Source organism: Lentisphaerota bacterium (assembly GCA_016873675.1).
Lineage (GTDB): Bacteria > Verrucomicrobiota > Kiritimatiellia > RFP12 > JAAYNR01 > VGWG01.
In genome coordinates this window covers 12,491-35,611 of sequence record VGWG01000019.1, presented here as the reverse complement: position 1 = coordinate 35,611, position 23,121 = coordinate 12,491, and the positions used below count along the sequence as shown (strand labels likewise).

The 23,121-nt window shown below is 64.8% G+C and carries 9 protein-coding genes; 6 read left to right on the top strand and 3 right to left on the bottom strand.

The window, feature by feature from the left end; all coding sequences use genetic code 11:
- The first annotated feature begins 558 nt into the window (after positions 1–558).
- The 6 genes from FJ222_04400 to FJ222_04375 all read left to right on the top strand — a co-directional run bounded on the left by FJ222_04400 (position 559) and on the right by FJ222_04375 (position 14,238).
- Positions 559–3,654: a hypothetical protein gene (locus tag FJ222_04400; GenBank protein MBM4163665.1), complete on the top strand. Its 3,096-nt coding sequence runs from the start codon at positions 559–561 to the stop codon at positions 3,652–3,654.
- A 371-nt stretch (positions 3,655–4,025) separates the two neighbouring features.
- Positions 4,026–4,967, top strand: coding sequence for a formylglycine-generating enzyme family protein (locus FJ222_04395; GenBank protein ID MBM4163664.1), 942 nt, complete (start codon positions 4,026–4,028; stop codon positions 4,965–4,967).
- 50 nt (positions 4,968–5,017) lie between these two features.
- Entirely contained in the window at positions 5,018–6,577 is a 1,560-nt protein-coding gene (locus FJ222_04390) for a hypothetical protein (protein ID MBM4163663.1), read from the top strand.
- Positions 6,574–8,679, top strand: a complete 2,106-nt coding sequence (locus FJ222_04385) for a formylglycine-generating enzyme family protein (protein MBM4163662.1) — start codon at positions 6,574–6,576, stop codon at positions 8,677–8,679. Before FJ222_04390 ends, FJ222_04385 begins: the two co-directional genes overlap by 4 nt.
- Positions 8,680–8,696: 17 nt before the next feature.
- Positions 8,697–10,634, top strand: a complete 1,938-nt coding sequence (locus FJ222_04380; protein ID MBM4163661.1) for a hypothetical protein — start codon at positions 8,697–8,699, stop codon at positions 10,632–10,634.
- Between the two features lie 100 nt (positions 10,635–10,734).
- A complete protein-coding gene (locus FJ222_04375; protein ID MBM4163660.1) occupies positions 10,735–14,238 on the top strand; it encodes a hypothetical protein in 3,504 nt (1,167 codons plus the stop codon).
- 24 nt (positions 14,239–14,262) lie between these two features.
- Here the strand turns inward: FJ222_04375 and FJ222_04370 are convergent, their stop codons facing one another.
- The 3 genes from FJ222_04370 to FJ222_04360 are packed head-to-tail and all read right to left on the bottom strand — an operon-like array spanning position 14,263 to position 23,097.
- On the bottom strand, positions 14,263–16,236 hold the full coding sequence (locus FJ222_04370; protein MBM4163659.1) for a hypothetical protein: 1,974 nt from the start codon (positions 16,234–16,236) through the stop codon (positions 14,263–14,265).
- A gap of 12 nt (positions 16,237–16,248) precedes the next feature.
- Positions 16,249–21,123 carry a hypothetical protein gene (locus FJ222_04365; protein ID MBM4163658.1) on the bottom strand — a complete coding sequence of 1,625 codons (4,875 nt, stop codon included), beginning with the start codon at positions 21,121–21,123 and terminating at the stop codon, positions 16,249–16,251.
- A 24-nt stretch (positions 21,124–21,147) separates the two neighbouring features.
- The gene (locus FJ222_04360) at positions 21,148–23,097 is read right to left on the bottom strand and encodes a HEAT repeat domain-containing protein (protein ID MBM4163657.1); all 1,950 of its coding nucleotides are present in this window, start codon (positions 23,095–23,097) and stop codon (positions 21,148–21,150) included.
- Between the last annotated feature and the right edge of the window lie 24 nt (positions 23,098–23,121).

Here is a 23,121-nt window from a genome sequence, read left to right as displayed (position 1 = left end):
CTCGCGGCTGCTCGGCGAAAACAAGCGGATCACGATCGAGACTGACCGAGCCTCGTACGTGGCCGGCGAGCACGTGCAAGTTTTTGCCAACGTGTTGAGCGACGCCTACGAACCGGTCCTGCTGCCGTCGTTTCCCGTGCGCGTTCAGAACACGGCGTCCCGCGGCGATCCGGTGGAGCTGGAACTGACGCCCGTCCCGACGGTCGCCGGGCTTTACCAGGGGCTCTTTCTGGCGGGCGAGGACGGACGTTATGTCGTGCAAACGGGCCAAGACGATCCAGCGGCGGCCAACTCCGCCACGTTCGATGTGCTCTCCATCCCGTTGGAGCGGCGCGAGACCGCCATGCAACGGCAGGTCTTCGAAAAAATGGCGGAACTATCGGGAGGCAAGGCCTTCGCGATCCGCGAGCTTGCGTCGCTGCCAGACCGCATTGTCAAAAAGAACCCGGTCAAGGTCATCCGCGTGGAACGCGATCTGTGGGATTGGCCGGCGGTGTTTGTGCTGCTGGCGCTCCTGTGCGGCACCGAGTGGTTCATGCGGCGGAGGGAGAACCTGGTGTGACATCGGACGAACAACTGGTCGAGCGAAAGCTGCGGCAGGCGTGGCGGCGGCAGCGCCGCTATTTCCACTTGCGCGGCGTGTCGCGCACGCTGATTTGGGCGGGCACCCTGGTGGCGCTGGACTTCCTCGTGGACTGGCTCTTCATCTTCCGGCTGCGAGGACCCGCCGCCTGGCGGCTGCCGCTGCTTGTCGCGAACGCGGGTGTCCTGCTGTGGGCCCTTTACTACGAATGGCTCCGCCATCTGAGGCGTTTTGACGACGTGCGGATTGCCCTGCAGATTGAAGGCCGGCACCCGGAGCTTGCGAGTCTGCTGATCTCCTACGTTCAACTGAAGAACGCCGAGCAGCCAGCCATTTCGCCCGCGCTGCTTGCCGCGATGCGGCTCCATGCGCTCGCCGCAATCAAGCCGCTCGACTTTCGTGAGATTGTCGCCCCGCGGCAGTTCAGGCGCCCGCTGCTCTTCGCGGTGGGCACGATCCTCTTTTTCGCGGCCATCAGCGTCACGTGGCCCAGGCACGTCGGCGCGCTGTTTCTGAGGCTGGCTGACCGGGAGATCAGCTACCCGACCCAGACCCGGATCGTGTCTGTCACCGGGAACCAGACGGTTAAACAGGGCGACACGATCACGCTGGCCGCTTCCGTGGCGGGCCGTCTGCCGCCGACGGGCGAACTGTACGTCCGGCCGGCGGGCGATCAGGCCTGGCACAGCATCCTCCTCCCGGCCGGTAGCGGTTCCGAGTTCTCGCACCGCATCGAGGAGCTGTTTCGAGACACAGACTACTTTTTCAGAATCGGCGACGATCGCTCCGCGGAGTTCCGCATCACCCTCGTTCCACCCCCGCAATTCGTTCAACGCCGCGTCCGCATCGTCCACCCGCCCTATACCGGCTTGAAAGACACCTGCGTCGACGATCTGAACGTGCAAGCGCTCGATGGCAGCACCGTGTCGTGGGAATTGCGGTGTGAACCCGCGGTTCGTTCCGCGCGAATGCTGGTGGAGGGCCACGATCCCGTCGAGATGGAACTCGATTCGAGCGGATCCAGCCTGCGGTATTCCGTGACCCTCCGGAACAGTCTCAAATACTCCTTCCGGCTGACGGACAAGACGCACGGATTTGAATATGACGACGTCTGGCACGCAGTACGCGTCACTGCGGACAACGTCCCGGACGTCACGCTTCTGGATCCGACCGACGACGGTCCGGCAACCGTTCGCAAGAGGTTACGGCTGCTCGTGCGCGCCACCGATGATTACGGGTTGTCGAAAATCCGGCTGGTCTACTCCGTCAACGGAGCGGAGGATGTTCAATATCCCCTCGGGCCGCTGACCGGCCGACAGACCGAGGCGGCGTTCGACTGGACGTTGGGCACGACGATACCGGATCTTCAGGACGGCGACGTGGTGACGGTGGCGGTCGAGGCCTGCGATGCGCACGAGGCGACCGATTCGCGCTGGGGACGCTCGGTTGTGCGCCGGTTAGCGATCGTGGGCGACGCGGGCTATTTGCGCTGGCTGGCGGATGAACTCGACGAACAGCGGGCGGACATTCGGAAGGCGTGGGCGGAAGAGCAGACCTCGCTTTCGGAGATCCAGCAGATCAAGGGTCAGGATGCCGATTTTCTGCAGACACGGGGGCGCCTGCTCACCGAAGAACGACGTCAGGGAATCGTGCGCCGGGAATTGTCCGGCGTTGTCCGCCGGATCAATCTGCTGATGATTGACCTGACCTCCAACGACCTCTTCTCGGAGGGCGGAGGGGAACGCGTGATCGAGTTGAACAGGACTCTGGCGGCGGTCAACACCAATCACGTTCCGAGGGCCGAGGACGCGCTGAAACTCGCGCGACAGGATCCGGTCAACGCCCTGCCGCATATCGAGCATGCCGATCTGGAAATCGGAATGATCGTCCGGGAGTTGGACGGCTTGTTGAAAGACATGGGGCTCACCCTGACCGATGACGTCCTGTTGGCCCAGCTTCGTTCCATTATCAAGACCGAGGAACTGATTCGCCGCGAGACCGGCGAGTGGGGCAAGCAGCTCTACATCGATCCGGAACGCACGGGACTCACGCAGCCCAAACTCATCCAGGCGCAGCATGCCGTGCTGAAACAGATGGAGCTGTTTCTCCAACAGTTGGTGGCGGCCGTCGGGCAGGAATTGGATGCGGCACGGCGGAGGCGGTTCGAGGCTGCGGTCACCGCATTTCGGATCGGACGTCCTGATGCGGCGATGCAGGAGGCGGCGCGGGCGATAGAGGCCAGCAAGCCGATCAGCGGGGTGGAACAGCAGGACCTCGCGCTCAAGGCCCTGCGCACGGCAGCGGAGGCTCTGGCGGGGCAGATCACCGACGACATGGCAACGGTCAGGGATGTCATGGAGCATCTGCGGCAGATCCTCAAGGCTCAGCAGGACCTGCAGCAGGAAGTCAGTCAGGCGAACGCGCAGCAGTTTCAGGAACGGCATTTCCAGATGCAGGCGCGACAGGCGGACATCGGCAAGGATCTCTTGCAATGCAGTGCTCAGGCGGTCAAGACCCCGGCCGCCTTCGCCGTTCGCAAGGCGCAGGATGCGATGAAAGCGGCCCAGACGGACTTCGGCAAGAGCCGGCAGGAGCCGGCGATCATGCAGCAGGAAGAAGCGATCGTGTGCCTCATGGCCGCCATCGAGGCGCTGAACGCGATACGCGCGCTTCCTCCGATCGCGCTACCCGAGATGCCCGAATACCCCTGGGAGGTCCAGGTGGTGTCGACAAACGTGACCACGGGCGACATCGAGGAACTGACGGATTTGAACAAAGTCCCATCTGGTAAGTTGATGGACATGGGGGATATCATCGAGGGCGGGGGAGGGGACGCCACTCAGCCGATACCGAGCGCGCCATCGTCTGCTTCATCCCCTCCGGCGGGGGCGGCGTCGGCGGTCGCCGGCAGCTCGTCGGATCTTCGTGGAAAAGCCGTTGCACTCAGCCCGGAGCAGATCCATGCGCTGGAACGGCGAAACCGCGCGGCGGTCTTTCAGAACTACGTGAACAGGCTGCCCCAGGAGTTCAGGCAGCAGGTGTCGGACTACTATGAGGTGCTGGCGGAGTGACGGGAGAAAAGCTGAAAAGGCCGCCGCGCGGCTTCGCCGCGAAGAAACGAGGGGGTAACTGGGAATGAAAATCCCGACCCCGATACCGACTCCGACCCCGATAGCGCTAGCGATTTCGATTTCGACTGTACGGATGTGTTCAAAATTAGAATTGCTGTACGAGGCGCTTGCAAAACCTCCTTCGTCGGTTCTGCAAGCGCCGGTTTCAGAAGCCAGAATTCAGTATTCAGAATTGGAACCCTTTCACGGGCCGCGTATTCTCATATTCTGACTCCTGACTTCTCTCTTGCAAACACCCCGAAGGGGTTTTGCAAGCGCCTCGTACATTTACCGCTTGCGTTTCGTGGGGAGGGGGCTGTACACTGACCCTTATGTCAGGGTTTTGCAAGAGCCTCACGGATCACGGATTTACCCCGTGTCCGCCAAGAAGAGGATTGCCAGCCGTGCGTCTGCGTCATCGAGTACCGGATGTGAGATGTGTGGGACCGTTTGCCCTTGCGGCACTGCTTCTCGCGGCCGCAGGCGCGGCTGCGGACGACGCACGGCCGGAACCCGAATTGGACGCGCCTTCGCCAGCAGCGACGGCCGGAGAGCCGGCGCCGGTGCCAACCGCCGGTGGGCAACCTGCGGTAGGGCGTCCGTGGCGCAATTCGATGGGCATGGAATTCGTTCCGATTTCCACAACGACTGTGCTCTTCTGCACATGGGAAACACGGGTGCAGGACTATGCGGCGTTCGCACGGCGCGAGGGGCGGAAATGGCTCAAGCCGACCTTCGAGCAGGGGCCGACGCATCCGGCGGTGAACGTCACCTGGGACGATGCGAACGCCTTTTGCCGATGGCTGACAGAGCGGGAGCAGCAGGTCGGGTTCCTGCCTCCGGGGCATCGGTACCGCCTGCCCACGGATCTGGAGTGGAGCGCTGCCGTCGGGCTTGGCGCGGAGACAGGGGATACTCCCCACGAACGCGACGGAGGAATCAAGGGCGTCTATCCCTGGGTTGGGCCGTGGCCGCCGCCGTCAGGTGCCGGGAACTACGCCCCGAGCCGGGGGGTGGACCCGCACGAATACACGGCGCCGGTCGGCAGTTACCCCGCCAACCCATACGGGATTTTCGATCTGGGCGGGAACGTGGCGGAATGGTGTGAAGAGGTCTATGTGCGGGGCACAGGCGACCGGACGCTGCGCGGCGGGTCGTGGTTTCATTCGACCCCCTGGCATCTGGCATCGTCGGGGCGCGACAAGGGCGGGGAGAAATTTTCCGACATCCGGGTTGGATTCCGGGTGGTCTTGGAATTTCCGGCGGTGCCGTAGGGGACGTATTCAGTGTGCAGTATTCAGATTTTCCGGCGCGGAGGTTGGCAATGAGGCAAGGACATTCCAGACAGCGGTTCAGCCGCGTGTGTGCGGCGGTTGCCTGCGCTGTGTTGCTGGGCCCAAACGCGCTGGGCGTGACGCTCTGGATATCGGACGTGTCGGTCGTGCCGCGCGACGAGAAAACTGCGATCCTGCAGTTCAACATCTCCTGGGAGGGCTCCTGGCGCAACGAAGTCAACCACGACGCGGCCTGGGTGTTCTTTAAGGCGAAGATCGAGGACGAGCCGGCGCTTCCGGCGCACTGGTCCAGGCCTGCGGCCGCCGGGAAGGCCGCCAAGCCGCAGGCCGAGAGCGAGAAGGCCTGGCAGCATGTGCGGCTGGCCGCGAACCGCGTGATGAACCCGGACGGCTACGGCCAGACCGGAGACGGCACGCCGGTTGAATGCATCGTGCCGGATGGCCCGGACGGATTCACCGGTGTGTTTCTGCGGAGAGCGACCTATGGCAGGCCGAAGGCCCTCAAGGCGAACGGCGTGACCGTCCTGTGGGATCTCACGGCCACCCAAGGTGTGACGAAGAAGCTCAAGGCGCAGGTCCGGGGATACGGAATCGAGATGGTGTACGTTCCCGAGGGTCCCTTCTATCTTGGCACGGGCGGAGCGGAAGCCAACGCATTCTACCAGTACACCGACGGTGTTCACAATGCCCAGCCGTACCGGGTGACGAGCGCCGATCCGATCCCGACCGGCCGTAAGAACGGCTGCCTCTGGGCGGGAGGCGCCACGCCGCAGGACGGCGGCGAGATTCAGGCCGCGTTTCCCAATGGCTACAGGGCTTTCTATTGCATGAAAGACACCATCTCGCGCCGGCAGTACTCGGATTTCATGAATGCGTTGTCGCCCGCGCAGGCGGACGCGCGCTACCATCCCCGGATCGTCATCCGTTCGGGGAAGGGGCCTGACCACGTCTATCATCCGTATGCGGCCGCCCACCGGTACGGAACGACAGCCGTCGGCCTGTCCTGGGCCGACGGCGCGGCATTCGCCGCCTGGGCCGCGCTGCGCCCGATCACAGAAATGGAACTGGAGAAGGCTGTTCGCGGGCCATGCGATCCCATTCAGAACGAGGTCGGGCCGTCGGTCTGGGGCCTCCAAGGTTTCTCGGAGCACGACTGGCACGCGCTTAAACTCATCCACCAGAGCGAACGCGCGGTGACGATCGGCAATGCCGCCGGACGCCTGTTCAGAGGCACGCACGGCCACGGATCCCTTGACCTGCCCGCAGACTGGCCGCAGGAGGATGCCGTCGGCGCTGGGATGCGCTGCAGCTATTGGGGTTTCGGCAACCTGGAAAACGCGAGAAGCCGCGCCCTGATGTCGGATATTCCGTTCTACATTCCAGCGCACGAAGGCGCCTTACAGATGCCTCGCGCGCGCCTGTCGGATCGGCTCAACGCGGCGCTGGTGGACCCGGACCGGCAGCCGCATCACCGCTGGCGCGGCGTGCGCACGGTGCCCCCTGAAGCGGATCCCGCGATGGCGGTGACGCTGCGGGGCCCGTCGACGGGAGCCGGGCAGGGCAAACAAGACACAGGACGGAGACTATGAGGGCTACGACAGGCCACAGGGCAATCGCCGCGCGTGCGCTTCGGGGATGGGCTTCCTGTACGGTTGCGCTGCTCGCCGCCCTGGCTGCGCCCGCAGCCGACACGGCGGCCGACGCCCGGTTCGGGGGAAGCGGCCAGGCCGATCCCATCCGAATCGGACAGGTGCGCCTCGCGGCGGGTCCGGCCCCGGGACAGTCCATCATCACCTGCGATGTCGCCTGGGACCACTCCTGGCGCGCGGTCTGGGAAGTGCCGGAGCACGCGTATACACTCTTCTATCCCGACCCCATTTACAACAGACCGCAGGATCAGAAATGGGAAGGAAAGCCGCCGATCAAACTCGAGAATTGGGACGCCGCCTGGGTGTTCGCCAAGTTCCGGGCGCCTGGGGGTGAATGGCGCCACGCGACGCTCTCGCCTCTTGCTTCCGATCACGTCACTCCGCCCGAAGCCGCGCTGGATGTCGGTTTGAGCGACGCCCCCGCCGGCGGCACGACACTCCCTTCGCCTGCGCCGAAGGACAGCACGTCTGCATCGTCGGGAGCGACCGGCACGCGCGGACTTGGGGTTTTTGTCTATCGCTCCAGCCCCGGCAGCGGCGCGAACGATTGGCGGGACCTTGCGCTGAGGTGGCTCAACACGGTGGACGGCGTGACCGACCCGGCTGCCGTAGAAATCAGGCTTTTCGGCATCGCGATGGTCTATGTTCCACAAGGGGCATTCTGGGCCGGCGACGGCGCGGTCAGGGATCCGGCGGCTCGATTCTACGAGGGCGCTTCACAGGATACCCAGACGTCGTGGAGAACCGCCGATATCTCGGCCCAGTTTTCGGCGGGCGACACGACCTACCCGTTGCGGATCGAAAGTGAAGGAGCGCTCACGCTGGGCGGCGCGAGCGTGACCAACCTGGGCAACCGCAACGGCTGGGGACTGATACGCGGCGAAGATTTCGGCCGCGCGGTGACCCGGGCGCTTCCCGCGAACTTTCCCAAGGGGTTTGCGCCATTCTACTGCATGCGAACGGAAATCACGGAAGGACAGTACGTGGAGTTTCTCAACACCCTCACGTTCGCGCAACAGCGGGACCGGACCCTTGTGCCGCCCGATGCTGCGGTCGGCTCGGCCTCTCTGTGTCAGACAAACAGCGAGCGGCGGTCTCCCTGCCGGAACTCGGTCACGATCGCGGTTCCCGGCAATCAGCGTGTCGAAGCGCCGGTGGCCCGAAACGACGGTGCCATCGCGTCGGTCAGCCTGCCACCCGTGCCAGCGGTGTACCGGACCGATGGGCCCTATGCGGCTTGCGGCCACATGACTTGGAAAGACCTTGTTGCCTACTGCGGCTGGGCGGGGCTCAGACCGATGACCGAACTGGAGTTCGAAAAGGCCTGCCGCGGTCCACTCAAGCCCATGCCGAATGAATACGCGTGGGGAGACGCAAACGTTACGGGAGACAAGAAGCACAAGGCGCGGTACGAGGTCGGTAGCATCGGCAAGCCCGACGAGCACGTCGTCATGGTGGGGAGCGAGCGCGCCGGCAACGCAGCCTGGTGGGGAACCGTCGGCACCCCTGGCGTCGATATGTACGAAGACGCCGTCGCCGTGACGAACCTGCCAAGCAACAGCGGCGAGGCCCCCGGCATCGCCGAGGACGGCGGAAAGCCGTCCCCCGCAGAGGAAGAAGACGGCGGCGGCGAAGCGCCCGACGCCAGTGGAAGTCGTTCTGTGGGGCCGTTGCGCGCGGGGGCTTTCGCCCGACCGCGCACCGGGCGCGCCGAAGCCGGCGCTTCGTACTGGGGCATTCTGGATCTGAGCGGCAACCTGTGGGAGCTTACGATCACGGTGGGCAGCGCGTCGGGGCGTCGTTTCGCGGGTACGCACGGGGACGGCGCTCCGACCCCGTCTCCTTTCTGGCGTCTCGATTACGACGACCGTGCCAATCCGACTCGTGCTTTTAGCTGCCGGGGTGGCGGGTTCGGATGGAAATCCGATCGTGACAATCTGATGATGCGCGTGTCGGATCGGGCCGCCTCTCGCAGCGTCGGAGGCACCTTCAGGCCGGGGCAGACCACGGTCGGCCTTCGTTGCGTCAGGACCGCGCCGTGAGGGGACGTGTTCAGACCATGAAGAAAAACAAAACACGACCAGAACTCTTCGTCACGCATGCGGTCGCGGCGGCCGTCGCGTGGGTGATGCTGTCCGGGGCGGATGCAGCCCGCGCGGAGAACCCGCAGATTGATAACGTGACCGTGACCCAGCGCGATGCACAGACCGCGCAGGTGCGCTTTGACCTGAATTGGCCGAATGCCTTGCGCCTCGGGATGCGGCATGATGCCGTGTGGGTGTTCTTCAAGGCGCGCGCCGGAGACGGCACGGAGTGGCGGCATCCGCGCCTGGTTGCGGATAGGGTCCTCAGCCCGTCCGGTTTCGGCCAAGGGGCGGGGACCCCGCTGGAGTTTGTCGTTCCCGACGGCAAGGACGGCTTCACCGGCATGTTCCTGCGCCGCGCCGGGGACGGCAAGGGAACGGTGACCGCCAGCACCATCACGGCGGTGATCTCGCTCGAACCCCTGAACACCAATCTTCTGGTCTTCGCCATTGAGATGGCCTACGTGCCCGAAGGGCCTTTCGAACTGGGGTCCTCGGACGGAGTCGAGCTCAATCGCCTGTGCGCATACACGGGTCAAGACATTTCTCCGCCCATGCGGGTGGGCACATCCGGCATCTATCACGATTTTGCGGAGAATACTCCGCCGTATCGCGTGACAGGCCCGGGGGCGATACCCACCGGCCGGCAGCCGGGGAGACTCTGGGCGGCGGGCATTACGCCCGAAGACGGCGGCGAGATTCCAGCGTCGTTTCCCAACGGATACGCGGCCTTCTACGGCATGAAGCGTTTCATCACACAGGGGCAATACGCCGCTTTTCTCAACACGCTGACGGAGGCGCAGGCGGAGCAACGCTTCTACGCCGAAGGGCACGGGCCCGAAATCACGCGCTCGGATGGGCGTTCAAACGGCACGTACACGGCGTCGGTGCCTGGCGCGCGGTGCCCCTGGCTGTCCTGGGCGGACGGCGCGGCGTTTGCAGCTTGGGCGGGACTTCGTCCGATGACGGAACTCGAATACGAGAAGGCCGGGAGCGAGATTCCAGAAACCGGCCACGGCGGCGTCTATGATCGCGCGGTTTCAATCGGGAGCGCCATGGGGCGCACGTTTGCGGGAACCCACGGCGATGGCACGCCTGGCGTACCTGAGGATTGGCCGAAGGACCTGAGCGGCGTGGTGTTTCGCGGCGATGTGCTGCATGCTGCTCCGATGAATGGCCGGCACCTCGCGAAGGCCGGCCGCGTCAGCGCGCCCTACGCTCACGCAGATCGCAATGTATGGCCGTTCCCGGGCTGGCGCGCCGCGCGCTCTGCGGCGGCAGGCGATACGGGGCTTCAGCCGGACCCGGCCCACCGCGCCGTCGCGCGCCTGGCGAAAGCCCTCCGTGCTGACGGCGTGCTGGACGAGTGGACGAAGCCCGTTGCCGTGCTCAGCGACCCGGATGACATTTTTCCTGATCGTTTTCGCCTGCCTCCGCCCGCAGACGCGGGCCCAGACGCGGCGTTCTGGCAGGGCCCCCAGGATCTTGGTGCCAAACTGTATCTGGGATGGGACGGCGATACGCTCTGTGTGGCCGGTGAAGTGACTGACGACAAACATTTCAACGCCTATGCCACGCAAAACATCGCGAGCGGCGACGCGCTGCAGATCGGGATCGTCATCGGAGAGGGCGTTCGCTGGAACTTCGGGCTGGCGTTAACCAAGACGGGCGTGGCCTTTCACCAGTGGGAAGGCGCGGGCGACGCGCTGGCGAAGACCGCTAATCTCGCGGCCGTGCGGGATGACGCGGGTGGCGTCACCCGTTACGAACTGCGCCTGCCGCTGGAAGCCCTCGGCCTGAAGCCGGGAGGGGCGTTCGGCTTCAACGCCGTCGTGTTCGATGACGATGACGGCTTCGGGCAGTGCTACCGGGTCCAAATGGGGCCCGATCTGCGTTTCGTCCTCGCGGAATAGGCCGGATGGGACTTAAGAGAGTGTTCAGTATTCAGTGTTCAGACGAAGTTCGCAGATCTTCTGAGAACTGAACACTGAATACCCATAGACAGGAGTCGCCATGATACTCCATCGGTTCGCGATTGTCGGTTTATCGGGTTTGTCTTTTCTGGCCGCCGCCCGTCCGGCTGAGGCGTGGGAGAGCTCACATGCTGAGGTCGAAGAATACCACAAGGTGTCGCTACGACTGGAGACGCCGCACACGAAGTGGGCAAAGCCCTATGCCGGGGGAACCACGCGCGTGCTCTACTTCGTTGCGAGCAACAGCGAAGGCATGGAAACGCATGCACGCCACGTCATCGAATTGATGCAGCGCTTCGACGTCGAGGTGACGCCGGTCTACTGGTACAAGTTCTACAAGTACCATTGGCTGGGCGGCATGGCGGGTGATCGGCGCATCCACGCCCTGATGACCCAAAAGCCGTACGACGTCTATATCTTCCAGGGTGTGTCGCCGACGAACCTGCCGACATGGCCGCAGGACGGCGCGAAGGAAGCCCTGGCGCGGGCGGTCGCGGCGGGCGCGGGCGTCGTGCTCGTCGGCACCTCAGACGGCGGCCTGATTCCCAACCGGCAAGACGGCCGCGAGTTGCCGGCCTATCTCTCCGGATCCGCCGGTTCCCATGCCTTCACCGCCGACAAGGGCCGGGGCGTCATTCTGCCCGGCCTGCCCGACATCCCCTATCAGGTCGGATGGGAGATGGCGTACGACTACTGGCAGGAGGGTTTCGGACGGGCGGTGCTCTGGGCGGCGGGGCGCGCGCCCGAAATGCGAATCGAGATGACCGTGCCCGCGGACGTGCGGCGGGCTGATCTGCCGGCCGATTCCGTTGCCGTCGCCTGGAAGAACGTTCCGAAGGGCAACGTCCGCTGGCAGGCGGTCCTGCGGCGCGGTGACGGCGAGAAGAGCCCTCTGGGCGAAGGCCAGGTAGGCCAGGCGGTTCGCCTGCGGCTGCCCATATTGCGCACGGGGAGCTACCACGTGGATATCATCGCCCGCGGCGATCGCGGAGTGGAAACCTGGGCCACCGCGCCGTTTCAGGTGACGGACCCTACTGCGGTGAGAAACATCGCCCTGAAAACCGCCTGGGCCGAAATCGGTGAAGTGCTGGCCGGCACGGTCAGCGTCACGAACCTCATCGGCCGGCAGACGGTGCGCGTTCAGCTCAAGGACCGGCGCGGCCGCGTTCTGGCGCGGCAGGACGTGAAACCTGCCGGCGACGGCCAGGACGTCAAGACGGCTCACTTTGAGTTTCCCGTCCGGAAAGAGATGCCGATGCTAATCACGGTGGAAGCCGTGGTGCTGGACGGCGACCGGGAGGCAGCTTCTGACTACCGGTTCTTCAACGTCACCAAGCGTCATCGGGGCAAGCACAACTTCGTTCTCTGGGACATCAGCGACAAGCAGGCGCTGGCTCCCTATATGGCCGAGAGCATGCAGCGCTACGGCGTGAACACGATCGTGACCACCAAGCAGCCCATGCCGGCTGCGGCCGCCTCCGAACTGGCGTGGGTGCCGATGACCGGCGGCAATGTCAGCGCCCAGCGACATCTGACCATCAGCCCGCCGACCGAGGAACTCTGCTGGTCCACCCGACATTTTACCGGCGCGCGCGGCCACGGCGTCTTCCAGTACTCCCTCGGCGACGAGGGTGCCGTGTATGGTGCCGCGCCCGGCCCCAAGACGCTGCCTGGCTACCGCCTTTTCCTCAAGGAGATGCATGGTGACATCGCCGCGCTCAACGCGTCCTGGGGCACCGCGTTCGCGAGTTTCGACGAAGTGGACCTGTCCGAGAAGAACGATGGGGACGAGAAGGCCGCGCTCAAGGCGGGGAACTACCCCCGTTGGTACGACCGGCAGGCCTTTCTGCGCTGGAACTTCGTTCAGTACGCCAAGGTCCGGCGGAATGTCATGCGCAATCTCGATCCGCAAGCCGCCATCGGTTTCGAGGGTAGCGGCGGCTTCGCCCGGAGTGGCGACATCGACGCGTTCTGCCGTGAGATGGACTTCTGGGTTCCCTACGCCAGCAGCGCCGACGAGATGATTCGCTCCCTGGCGCCCAAGAGCATGGTGTATGGCAACTGGCTCGGATACGATCACACGGCCGACGGACTGATAAGCAAGTACTGGCGCATGGTCGTCAACGGCGCCAATAGCGCCTGGTGGTGGATGTGGTCAACATCGGGAGCCTACGAAGGGTTTATCGATCCCGACCTCGGGATCCTGCCGATCGCCGGGGAGATGCTGAAGGACACGCAGGTGGTGCGCGACGGCCTGGGCGACCTGCTGATGCAGTGCGAGATGCTGGACGACGGCATCGCCATGCTCTATTCCATGCCGTCGGGTTTCGCCGCCACGCTGCAGGACAGCCCGTCGTACAACGACTACGAGCCCAACCACCGGGCGTGGTTCACGGTGATCCACGATCTGCACCTGCAGTTCCGCTACGTCACCGACCGCACCCTGACCCGCGGCGAGTTCGCCCCCGACACGTTCAAGGTGCTGGTGCTGGCCCAGGCCCTGGCGCTTGGCGACAAGGAGGCTGAGATCGTCCGGGACTTCGTCCGCCGCGGCGGCACCGTGATCGCGGATCTCAGGCCGGGCGTGTTCGACGGCCACTGCAAGCCCCGCGACCGGGGCGCGCTCGACGACCTCTTCGGAGTCGCGGGGCCCGTCCGGCAGAAAGCAACACGGGCGGCGATGACGGTGCAACTGCCGGACGAGAAAGCGCCGTTGAAGCTGGATTGGCAGGACGCGGTCGTCGACCCAGGCACGCGCCTTGACGGCGGAACGGCCCTCGGCGCGGCCGGTGAAACGCCCGTCTGGATCGTGCGGGAGCACGACAAAGGCCGCGCGGTGCTGCTGAACTTCTCCCTGTCGCAGTTCCCGACACGCCAGGTGGCCACAGGACTCACCCATCAGGGGTCCACCGAGACGACGCCTCCGGCGGTCTGGAACGCCTTCCGGCGGTTGCTCGGCCAGGCCGGCGTGACGCCGGTGGTCGACCTGTGCCAATTCAAGGGCCCGAAGGTACTGGGTAACGTCAAACTGCAGCGCTGGCGCAACGGCGAGATGCAGCTGGTGGCCGTCTTCCGCGAAACAGGCGAGCAGATAAGAGCCCATTTCATCGCGGGGCGGGGCACCACGAACTGGGTGTATGATTTACGCAACGACATGGCGGTTGGAAAGGTGGATACCGGCTGGTTCGGCGGGGACTTCGTCATGGACGTGATCCCCTCCCGGGCGACGTTCTTCGCCCTGATGCCCCGCGAGTTGCCGCGGCCGAACCTGGAACTGACCTCCTCGAAGGTGTCGCCCGGCGAGACGGCGATCCTGCGCCTGAACGTGCCGGAAGCCGCGGGGCTGCACGCGCTCAAGCTGACCGTCGCGCGGCCCGACGGAACGCCGGCCGACTACTGGGAGCAAGTGGCGATCGTGGGGCGCGAGCCCAAAGAGGTGCAACTGCCCGTGGCCTTCAATGATCCGGCCGGCGAGTACGCGCTGACCGTGCGCGACTTGTTCGACCGCAAGACCGCCCACACGCTCCCACTCACCGTCCAGTAGCGGATTTGCGCCCGGGACTTAGATTTACTCCATTCCGACCCATTTTCCAGGCAATGATGCCGGGAGCGCCGGCCGGCCGGAAATCTCACGGCCGGTGGCCCATCGCGGTCCCGGGCGCGGGAACTTCCAGGTCTCGCCCCATTCGATGGCGCCGAGGTCCGGGGCCTTGCCGGCAGACGTGTGGAAGTATTCCTCGTCCTTACCGGTAGCGCCGGCATCCACAGCCGCGCTGTCCGGACGGATGTTGAAATCGATGGGCTTGAGCGAAACGAACGGTTGCTGACCATGGGTCATCTGGGGCATGTGTTCCGCCTTCACGCCCGGCCCGCAGTAGAGGTTGTGACGGCTGATTAAAAAGTCGGTGGAATTCCATGCCTGCGCCTCACCGACGTAGATGACGTTGTTCTCCATGAGGATGTCCTCATAGCGTTGGTTGTCGCCGAACCACTGGAGGCAGCCACGCGGCTGGACCACTGTGTTGTGAACGAGGCGCACGCCGCGCGTCGGCAACCCCTTGCCCCAGGGGGTGCCCAGCTTCAGCCACGGGCACCGCGGGGGGTTGTTCTCGGGCGAGGCGTAGAAGAGATTGTGATCGATGGTCAGCCCGCCGCCCATCACGGGACACAGAGACAGAAGGCACAGGGCATCCACGATGACGTTGTGATGCACCCGGAGGTTCAGCGGCGTTGCGCTGTCGAACTCGATCGTGTCATCGCCGCAGTTCTGGAGGAAGTTGTAGGCGATCTCGCCCGCGTCCCTGGGATCGGTGGTTCCGTTGCCGCGCGGCTGGAGGTGGTCTTGGGACGAATCATAGACCCAGTTGTGGCGAACGACCGACCGCGCCCCGCCGTAGTTCATGAACACAGCCGAGATATTAGATGCGTACAACCCGCTCCAGGCGCCGCGGCGCGCCGCTTCGTAGCCGGGCGGGGCGGTGAACTCGCAATACTCGACGGTCAGACCGCAGCCGGTGCGGTTGCTGCGACTGATCGGCCGCTCGCCGGGCGTCTGGTGCGGTGGAAGCGCGAGGATGTCGGGCTGGCAAATGCCGATGTGCGCGCCGGTGATATAGCAGTCGCGGACGGTCACATCGTTGCCGTGGACGATCACTGCCGCGCCCACACCCATGTGCAGGCGGAGACCTTCGATCACGACGTTGTCGGCCTTCACGGTGATGAGGCCGATGGTTTCGGAATACAGATGGCCGAGCCCGGGCACGTCAAAGCCGGTGTCCGGCGCCCAATGTTCCCCTTTGTGGCCGGGTTTTCCCAATTCGGGGTCCACGTCGCCTCCTGTCAGGCGGCTGATCTCGACGGGCTCGGAGTTGGGGTCGCCGTCGTTCTCCAGGCGGATATAGAGGATCCCATCGTGCCACGCGAAGCCTTCCGGAGCGCACGGCTTGAGCGTGCCGTTGGACTGATTCGGAAAGAGAAATTGCTTGAGCAAATCAAGGCGCCCATAGTTGACGAGGTTGCGGGGGCCGACCATCACCCACCACACGCGATGCGGAACAGCGGCTTTGTACAGATCGCCCTCGACCCGCTCGAATGTCAGGGTTGCACGCGCGGGCGGCACCGCCCCGCTGAGGGTGGCGCCGCCGCCATGGGCGGCCCGCAGCGTCACCGGCTTCCCCGGCGAGCCGCCACGGGCGATCAGCAGGCTTTGGTAGTACACGCCATCCTTCAGCATGATCGTGTCGCCCGGTTCGGCCCGGTCCAGCGCTTTCTGGATATCGTCGCCCGGAGCGAGTTCGACGAAGGCCGCAGGTTGAGTGTCGGCCTCGCGGGCTCCCATGCGTGCATCTGTTCGCATATTATCCCTCCCCGTCACAGGTCCGGGCTCGATGCCGCCCCCCACACAACCTGTCGAGGCCAGCGCAGAGAACACCAGAGCACGGGCCATCCTCTGGCTCACCTGACGCTGCGCACCCTGCGCCCGCCGACAACAAGATTGTGAAAAAGCAAGTCTCACTTTAGCACCTCTCCTTATGGCCGTCATTCATACTATCGTTCAATTCCACACCGTAATGCCCAAGGGGCGGCCGCCGGAGGGATCCGTCACGCGCAGGCTGAAGGAGAACACCCCCCGATGGCCCGCTCCGGGTGGCAGCTTGGTGCCGGCGACTTTGACCAGAACGAGGTGCAATCCTTTTTCGAGGAGAACCCTGGGGCCGTTGGCGTCAGGCGCCCCCCTTACAGAGGAGTAATCCTCGAGACGTTCATGATCCAGGTAAAGCCTCCAACTGTCGTCCACCGTGCTCATTCGCAGTTCGCACTCGGTGTCCGTCTCCGCCTTCAGCCAACAGGCGGCATAGACGACGAAATGCTCCTCCGCAGCGCTAAAGGGGAGATTCAGGTCCTTCACATCGAAGATATCCACCTCGTCGCCCGGCGAGGTGTAAGGGTGCCATCGGGCTGTCCCGCCCGCGCCGGTGGCGATGGCGACATCGTCGTGCGGAACGTGCCGCGGCTCCCCGCCGACACCCTGGAGGTAGTCTATATCCAGGCTGGACGTGCCGGGCGGGTAGGGAAAATACCCCAGCACCTGCCAGTTGGTGACGCAGAAAGATGCGCTCAGTTGGTGCGGCCCCTGTCGTTTGGCCTCGATCTCCCCCTTTCGCTGCGACCATGCGCGCACCTCTGGCGGGAGGACGTCCGCGCCCCCGAAGCGTTGCATGAGTTTATAGCATGTGTACGGGAACTGGGTCGGCCCGATAACGGACGTGTACGTACGCAGAACCTCGACGGCCTTGGCCGCATCCACGGGGCCTTTTGAGGGCGGATACGGCGGCATCTTGAGCGACCACGCATCATAGATCTTCCCCAGCTTGGCGTACAAGGCGCGCGATTCCGGCAGGTCGGGCAATTCGCGGACAAGAGTGAAGATGGCGTCTTCCTCATCGCGCGTGAGGGCGTGATACCCGATCTGGAGATCATTGAACGCGATGATCTTGGTCGGGCCGGCGAGGCCCCGCTCGTCGAAAGCTTCCATGGAAAGCAAACCCTGGGCCCACGTTCGGGTCCGCGTCAAAGGCAGGACGAGTTCGTAGACATGCCGGAGGGTCTTGAGGTCATGCCCAATGCCTGCCGTTGCCTCGATGGTTCGCCCTTTCCCGCGCGGCTCGGCTGTCAAGATGATTCCGCCGCTCCCGTCGAGGCCGATCCGCGCGTTGCGCACGAACGGTCCGTCGCCCTGCTCGACGGTTACCCAGTCTCCGTCGTTGTACACGCCCGTCCCCCGCAGCGGGTCAACCCGCGCGTCTTCGTAGGCGAGGGCCGCGAAGAGATTCTGGCCGTCTTGCGCCAAGAACAGGCTGGCGGGCTTGCCGTCCGCGCAGCGAAGCGGCACCTCCACGTGTTCGCCCCGCTCCCATTCATTGATCAAACCATCCGCGACGATCGGCTCGCGCCGGCGGTACAGCTTCGGAAATGGCAGCGCGCCCGTCGGATCACCCATCCGATCCGCCGGGACAAAAACATGCAGCCCGGACCTGTCGGTCACCGCGATCAAGCCCGGTCCCGAAACGATCTCGTTTTCCCAGGTTCGACGGCCCGCCATGTCGCCCCCGCTGTGCTTATCCGGCGACCATCGCGTCCATTCAACCTTCTCCAGCACCTGACCGCCCGTGTGAACGCAGGTCTCGGCGTCGAACACATCGGCGCGCACACCCCGGACGGCCGAGAGCACAACCAGCGAATCGCCTGCCAGGCGGAAGTCGGTGATCCCGGCGACCCTTCGTGGGTCCGGCACCGGCCAGGATGGGATCGAGCCGCTCGCGAGCATCCGCCCACTCTTCAGATCGAAAGCTCTCACGGTGCCGGATTCGTTTACGGCGTCGTAGTAGCGCTCTCCGTGAATAAAGCCGGGCCTCGCGCCGACGACTTCGCCCTCCTTCCCGGGGAATGCGGCAGAGAAGATTCGGGAAGGCGTGTTGCCGTTCCCGATCAGACGAAACAGCGGAGGCGGATCGTATGGCTGCCTGGTGCCGGCCGGTTGCACGGCGCCGGTTTCCCCGTCCAGCAGCATCGGACGCGCCGGGTAGTCGAGGACGACCCCGCCGGGGGCAAAGCGCACGCCTGCCAGGTCCGGATGCACCAGCCGCTGCCAGGCGACCGAGGGGGTGGGGTTGTCGAGCCGAAGGCGTTCGAGGACGCCGTCCGAGAGCAGAAATACAGCGCCGCCCAGCCCGGCCTCGGACGGCGGAACATACAGTTGCGAATTAGCGCGCACGAGCCGCCAGGCTCGCCGCAACGGGAACACCAGCTTTCCTTCCGAGCCCGCGGCGGGTGGCTTCACGGACGCGACCTCTTCAAAACCGTCCACCGGGACGGCCTCATCCGAAACAACGTAGAGGGCCGTGTCGAGAATCGCGTAATCGAGGACGTGCCGATCCGTCTCGCCCCATGCCATCCGCTCGGCGACGACACCCGAGCGCGCGTCGAGCCGGCAAAGGCCGCCGGGAGTGCCGACGTAGATCGACGATCCTATCCGTTGAGCGCCTCGGAGATCGCCTTCCTCGAAAGGCCGGAACCAGCGCGTTGCGCCGGTCGCCAGGTCCAGCGCGACGACGTTCCGATAATCGTACACTAGAAGCGCCCCCGCAAAGATCCCGACCGCTCCCGACGGATGCACGAACGCGTTGTGCCAGACGAGTTTTCCCGTCTCAACGTCCAGGGCAAGCACCCCGTTGTGGTCGCGGGGCATGCAGATCAACCGATTTCCCGCGACCAGCGGCGGCGCCCCCCACGCGACGGAGTGGTCCCTATCCCAGGGGGACGATCGTGATCTTTCTTTCTGCGAATACCTTGTGCGCGGATAACGGTGCGCCCATTCCAGGCTGCCATCGCGGGCATCAACGCGGGAAACGATACCCGCGCCGGTGGCGCAGTACACGGCGCCCTGATGGCAGGTCACCGCGTTTCCATAGAGGGCCAGATCGGTGTTATATTCGGGCAACCAGCCCGAGGTGCCTCTCATCTTATCGCGGGAGACCGGGCATGCCCAGATCCTCGCCCCGGTATCGGGGTCCATGCAGATAAGATAAACCCCCTCCATCTCGGAGTTCACGATTTTGGCCGCCAGGACGTAGAGTCGGCCCTCGGCGTAGACGGGATCGTTCAGAGGCCAATGCCGGACGCCCCGGAAGGATACGGATTGTTTGCGCCACGTGTTGTCCTGCGCTGTTGACCAAAGCTGCCTGCCCGTCCGGCTGTCGATCGCGGCAACGTCGAAGGGGCAGCTATCGCTGTATCCCCATCGCGTGTAGATGCGGCCGCCGATCAGGGGGGGGCGGTAGATCCCGGGGTGCCGCCTGAATATTGAATCCGTGAAGCGCGCCGTGCGCTGCCACACGGGCTTGCCGGGATGGTCCGCGCGATACCAGACCATCATGTTGGGGGCGCTGACCAGCAATCCGCCATCCTGGAGCTGCATTCCGATGCGGATGAATGGAAGAGACTTCATCAGCGTGGTGTCGTAGGACCCGTTCGAGCCGCCAGCCTGCCGCCAGGAAGACGGCCAAGGCGCGAGCGCGGGGATCCTGACCAGGTGCCGGTCCAGATCGCCCAGTCGCAGCGCCGGTCGCTCCGGGGCGGCTTCGGGCAGGCCCTTCTCCAACCGGTCGCGGATGCCCCGGGCCGTTTCCGTTCCGCCCATCCAGGGATAGCGCTCCTCCGCATTCACGTCCCGGAAGGCCCCCTCGAACGCGTCCCGGTCGTCCTGCTGGGCAAGCGCCAGCCACAGACAGACTTGAGCCTCGGAGCGCAGGGCCGGGTCCGAGGCGTGCGACAGGACGTCCCGGAAGGATCGCAGCGCCGATCCAGCGTGTCCGTTCAACAATTCCCGCCTGCCGTATTCCATTAGCTGCCGCTGCCCGGCGTCGGTCCACGGATACCGGCGAAAGAGCGCGATCGGACTACCGGCGTCGCGGGCTCCGGCCGAGCCGCCAGTGCCGGCGTTTGAAACCTCAGCATGCTGCAGCCGGCGCAACGGAAGCAGCGCGTCGGGCTTTTGCGACAGCAGATGCCGGTCAATCAATGTCCACAGCCAGGCGGCCGTGGCCGTGTTGTCGTCGGCAATGAATCGCCCCGGCTCCAGACTTTCGCCAATCAGAGCATGCGTCTGCGACGGCACGGTTTCAGGCGGCGGATCGCGAACCGCCTCCCATCTCGTTGAGAAATCCTTGAAGGACAGATTCCTCGGGGCGCTGGAGGGTTGCAGACGGCCCGGCTGATAAGCCAGGGCACTTTCCAGATATTTGGCGCTCGGCTTACGACCATCAGCCGGGTATATGGCTTGCCACACGGCCCGCACGTACGGATCGCTGTTGTCGTCGGCGCTGAGCGTGGAAACAATCTCAGCGAAGCGGGACTCTGTCTCATACGAGTCCGCCTGATAGCACAGCTCGGCCTCCAGGAACTGCACCCACACATCCCTGCCGATGGCCTTTTCAAGCGCTGCAATCTCCGCCTGGGCTTCGAGAAACCGGTCCTGGTATCCCCGAATAGCGATGAGCGCGCCCCACGCGTCCCGCAGGGCCGGGTCCGTCGGGAGGATACGGTCAGCCCGATAGGCCGCGATCAACCGGAGGGCCGCGTACTCCTGCCAGTGGTCCGGGCCATCTTTCGACGCGCGGAGGATGACTTTGAGCGCCGGGCAGGCAATATCCCAGCGGCCGGGACAGTTCGCGATCAGGTCCCGGAGATGCAGATTGCCCGCCTCGACATCTCGTGCGGCATAGGCGTTATCGGCTAACTTCCGGCACGCCGCGATGCGCGGCGCATCCCATGCTTCCGATGGGGTCACCGGCTGCGCGAACAGCGCCGCCGGGAGGCAGCACAGCGCCGCCAGCGCGCGGGCGAGAAGATTGCTGCGATCCAGTTTCATCCGTACACACTCGCTTCCCGCAACCTAGCGGCCGCCTGCCACAGTTTCATCCCTGAGCTGGACACTGTACCACCACTCCCCCCCGACGTTGCACGATTTGATCATGAACCGGTTGTCTCCCGGCTTCAGCGTCGCGGAAAACTGCACCGATGCTCGCGTTCGATTCGTCACCTCGGCCACCCGGCTTCCATTCAACCAGAGCAGGAAGGGATCGCCCGAGTCCACCGTGACAGACACCGTGCTTGAAGCGGGGGCGACAATGTCGCCGACACCGTAGGCGACAGACAGGGAGGCGGGAGGCGGCATGGCCTCGTTCAGCAACACCCGTCCGTCAACCTGATCGGTCTTCCATTCCTGCCATTCCACGTTTCGCTCGCCGATCGCTCGCCGATCCTCTTCTCGTTTTGACTCAAGCCCGGTCCAAACGTAGTGCGCGACGTAGTTCGTCTTGAAATTGATCTCGGTCTCCGGCGGATAGGCGTTGGTTAATCCCGAATTGCTTTCGTCGTTGAAAAACGTGCCGATGAGCATCCAATCGAGGAGGAACCCCTGCGCCTCCGCGATCTGGCGCGCCATAGCCTGTCCACCCAACTGTCGAAGCGTAACGGCGGCCTGATAGCGCAACCGGCCGTCTTTTCCATTGAGGATCGGATTCAACGCGGCCAGGGCTGGCGGAAACTCCTCCGGCTTGCCGTGGGTGGCCATGAGATTCAGGGCATAGCGGAGGATTTCGACATCGCTGGGCTTTCTTTCGAAAACCTTGCCCAGATAGCTGACGATTCCCTCCCGGGGCGCTGACTCAGGCGGGATTCTGGTCAGGGCCCGCAAGGCGCTGCGCACGACAGCCGTCTCGGAGTCGGCGAGCGATGTGCGGAGAAGCGAGTAGAGATCGGCGTTGTCGCACAGGCCGAGGGAGGCTGCGGCCTTGGCGCGGCACTTTGGGTTGCGGTGCGCCAGATAGCGCCCGAACAGATCGACATGCCGCACAGGGCTTGCCTGTGCCGTTGACAGCGCGGCCAGCGCCGCGAGCACCAGATCGTCCGATGGATTCGGCATCTTATCCAGCGCCGCGGCCAGCGCCATCGCTGGTTCCTCCGCCGGATGCGCGTAGAGCAGCCGACACGCCGCGAGCAGAACGTTTGCGTTGCCGGTCTCGAAAACGGAGACCAGGGGATCGGCAAGAAATTTATCCCCGTAGGATTGGAGGAGTTCCATGCAGGGCCCGGCCAGTTCGCTCGTGGCCGGGAGGCCGGCAAGAAACCCCAGAACGACCGGCACGACGTCCGGATCGCGCGTGTCCTTCAGCCCCCACAGAACGGCGGACGACCCAGCCACGTTGTTCGTGACGAGAAGGGCGTGAATCCGAGCCCGTGATTCGGCGGTTCCGACATACCCGAGGGCGCGTGCCGCCTGTTCAAGGGCTTCGGCCGGCGGTTGTTCGACGAGCGCGGCAATAGCCTTCCAGGCATCCTTCCCCAGCAGCCTGGCGTACACCGCAGCCGCCCGGTAACGCACACGGGAATCGGCATCCGAGAGCCGGCGCTGGATCACTCCGATGGATTCCGCGCCGCCGATGATCCCCAACGCTTCCGTGGCGGATCCGCGGATTTCCGGCGCGGGGTCATCGGCCAGCCCTGCCGCCTTGGACAACACGTTGCTTCCGGAAATCCTGGCCAGGGCAACCAGCGCCGCACCGGCCAGCCACGGTTCCTGCCTCCTGTCCAGCATCGCCGTCAACCGGGGAACGGCTTCCGGCGTTTTCCATTGCGCCAGCAGCGCGATGGCTTCGGATGTGAGCATCCAGTCGGAGGACTCAAGCTGCGCGAGGGTCTTCTCGATTGCCACCGGGTCGGGCACGCGCGGCGTGCCCGTTGTCCCGACTGGCGCCTCCGCCGCAGACGCGGCCCGGATGGCAAGGCATACACCCGCCAACAGGCACGCCACCCGTGACAAAGCTGTCAATGACCGGAACATCGATCTGAGGCCCTCCTGACTTGC

Coding starts and splice junctions, on each gene's coding strand:
- FJ222_04395 (MBM4163664.1), top strand. CDS start 4,026: ATGTCAGGGTTTTGCAAGAGCCTCACGGATCACGGATTTACCCCGTGT.
- FJ222_04390 (MBM4163663.1), top strand. CDS start 5,018: ATGAGGCAAGGACATTCCAGACAGCGGTTCAGCCGCGTGTGTGCGGCG.
- FJ222_04385 (MBM4163662.1), top strand. CDS start 6,574: ATGAGGGCTACGACAGGCCACAGGGCAATCGCCGCGCGTGCGCTTCGG.
- FJ222_04380 (MBM4163661.1), top strand. CDS start 8,697: ATGAAGAAAAACAAAACACGACCAGAACTCTTCGTCACGCATGCGGTC.
- FJ222_04375 (MBM4163660.1), top strand. CDS start 10,735: ATGATACTCCATCGGTTCGCGATTGTCGGTTTATCGGGTTTGTCTTTT.
- FJ222_04370 (MBM4163659.1), bottom strand. CDS start 16,236: ATGACGGCCATAAGGAGAGGTGCTAAAGTGAGACTTGCTTTTTCACAA.
- FJ222_04365 (MBM4163658.1), bottom strand. CDS start 21,123: ATGAAACTGGATCGCAGCAATCTTCTCGCCCGCGCGCTGGCGGCGCTG.
- FJ222_04360 (MBM4163657.1), bottom strand. CDS start 23,097: ATGTTCCGGTCATTGACAGCTTTGTCACGGGTGGCGTGCCTGTTGGCG.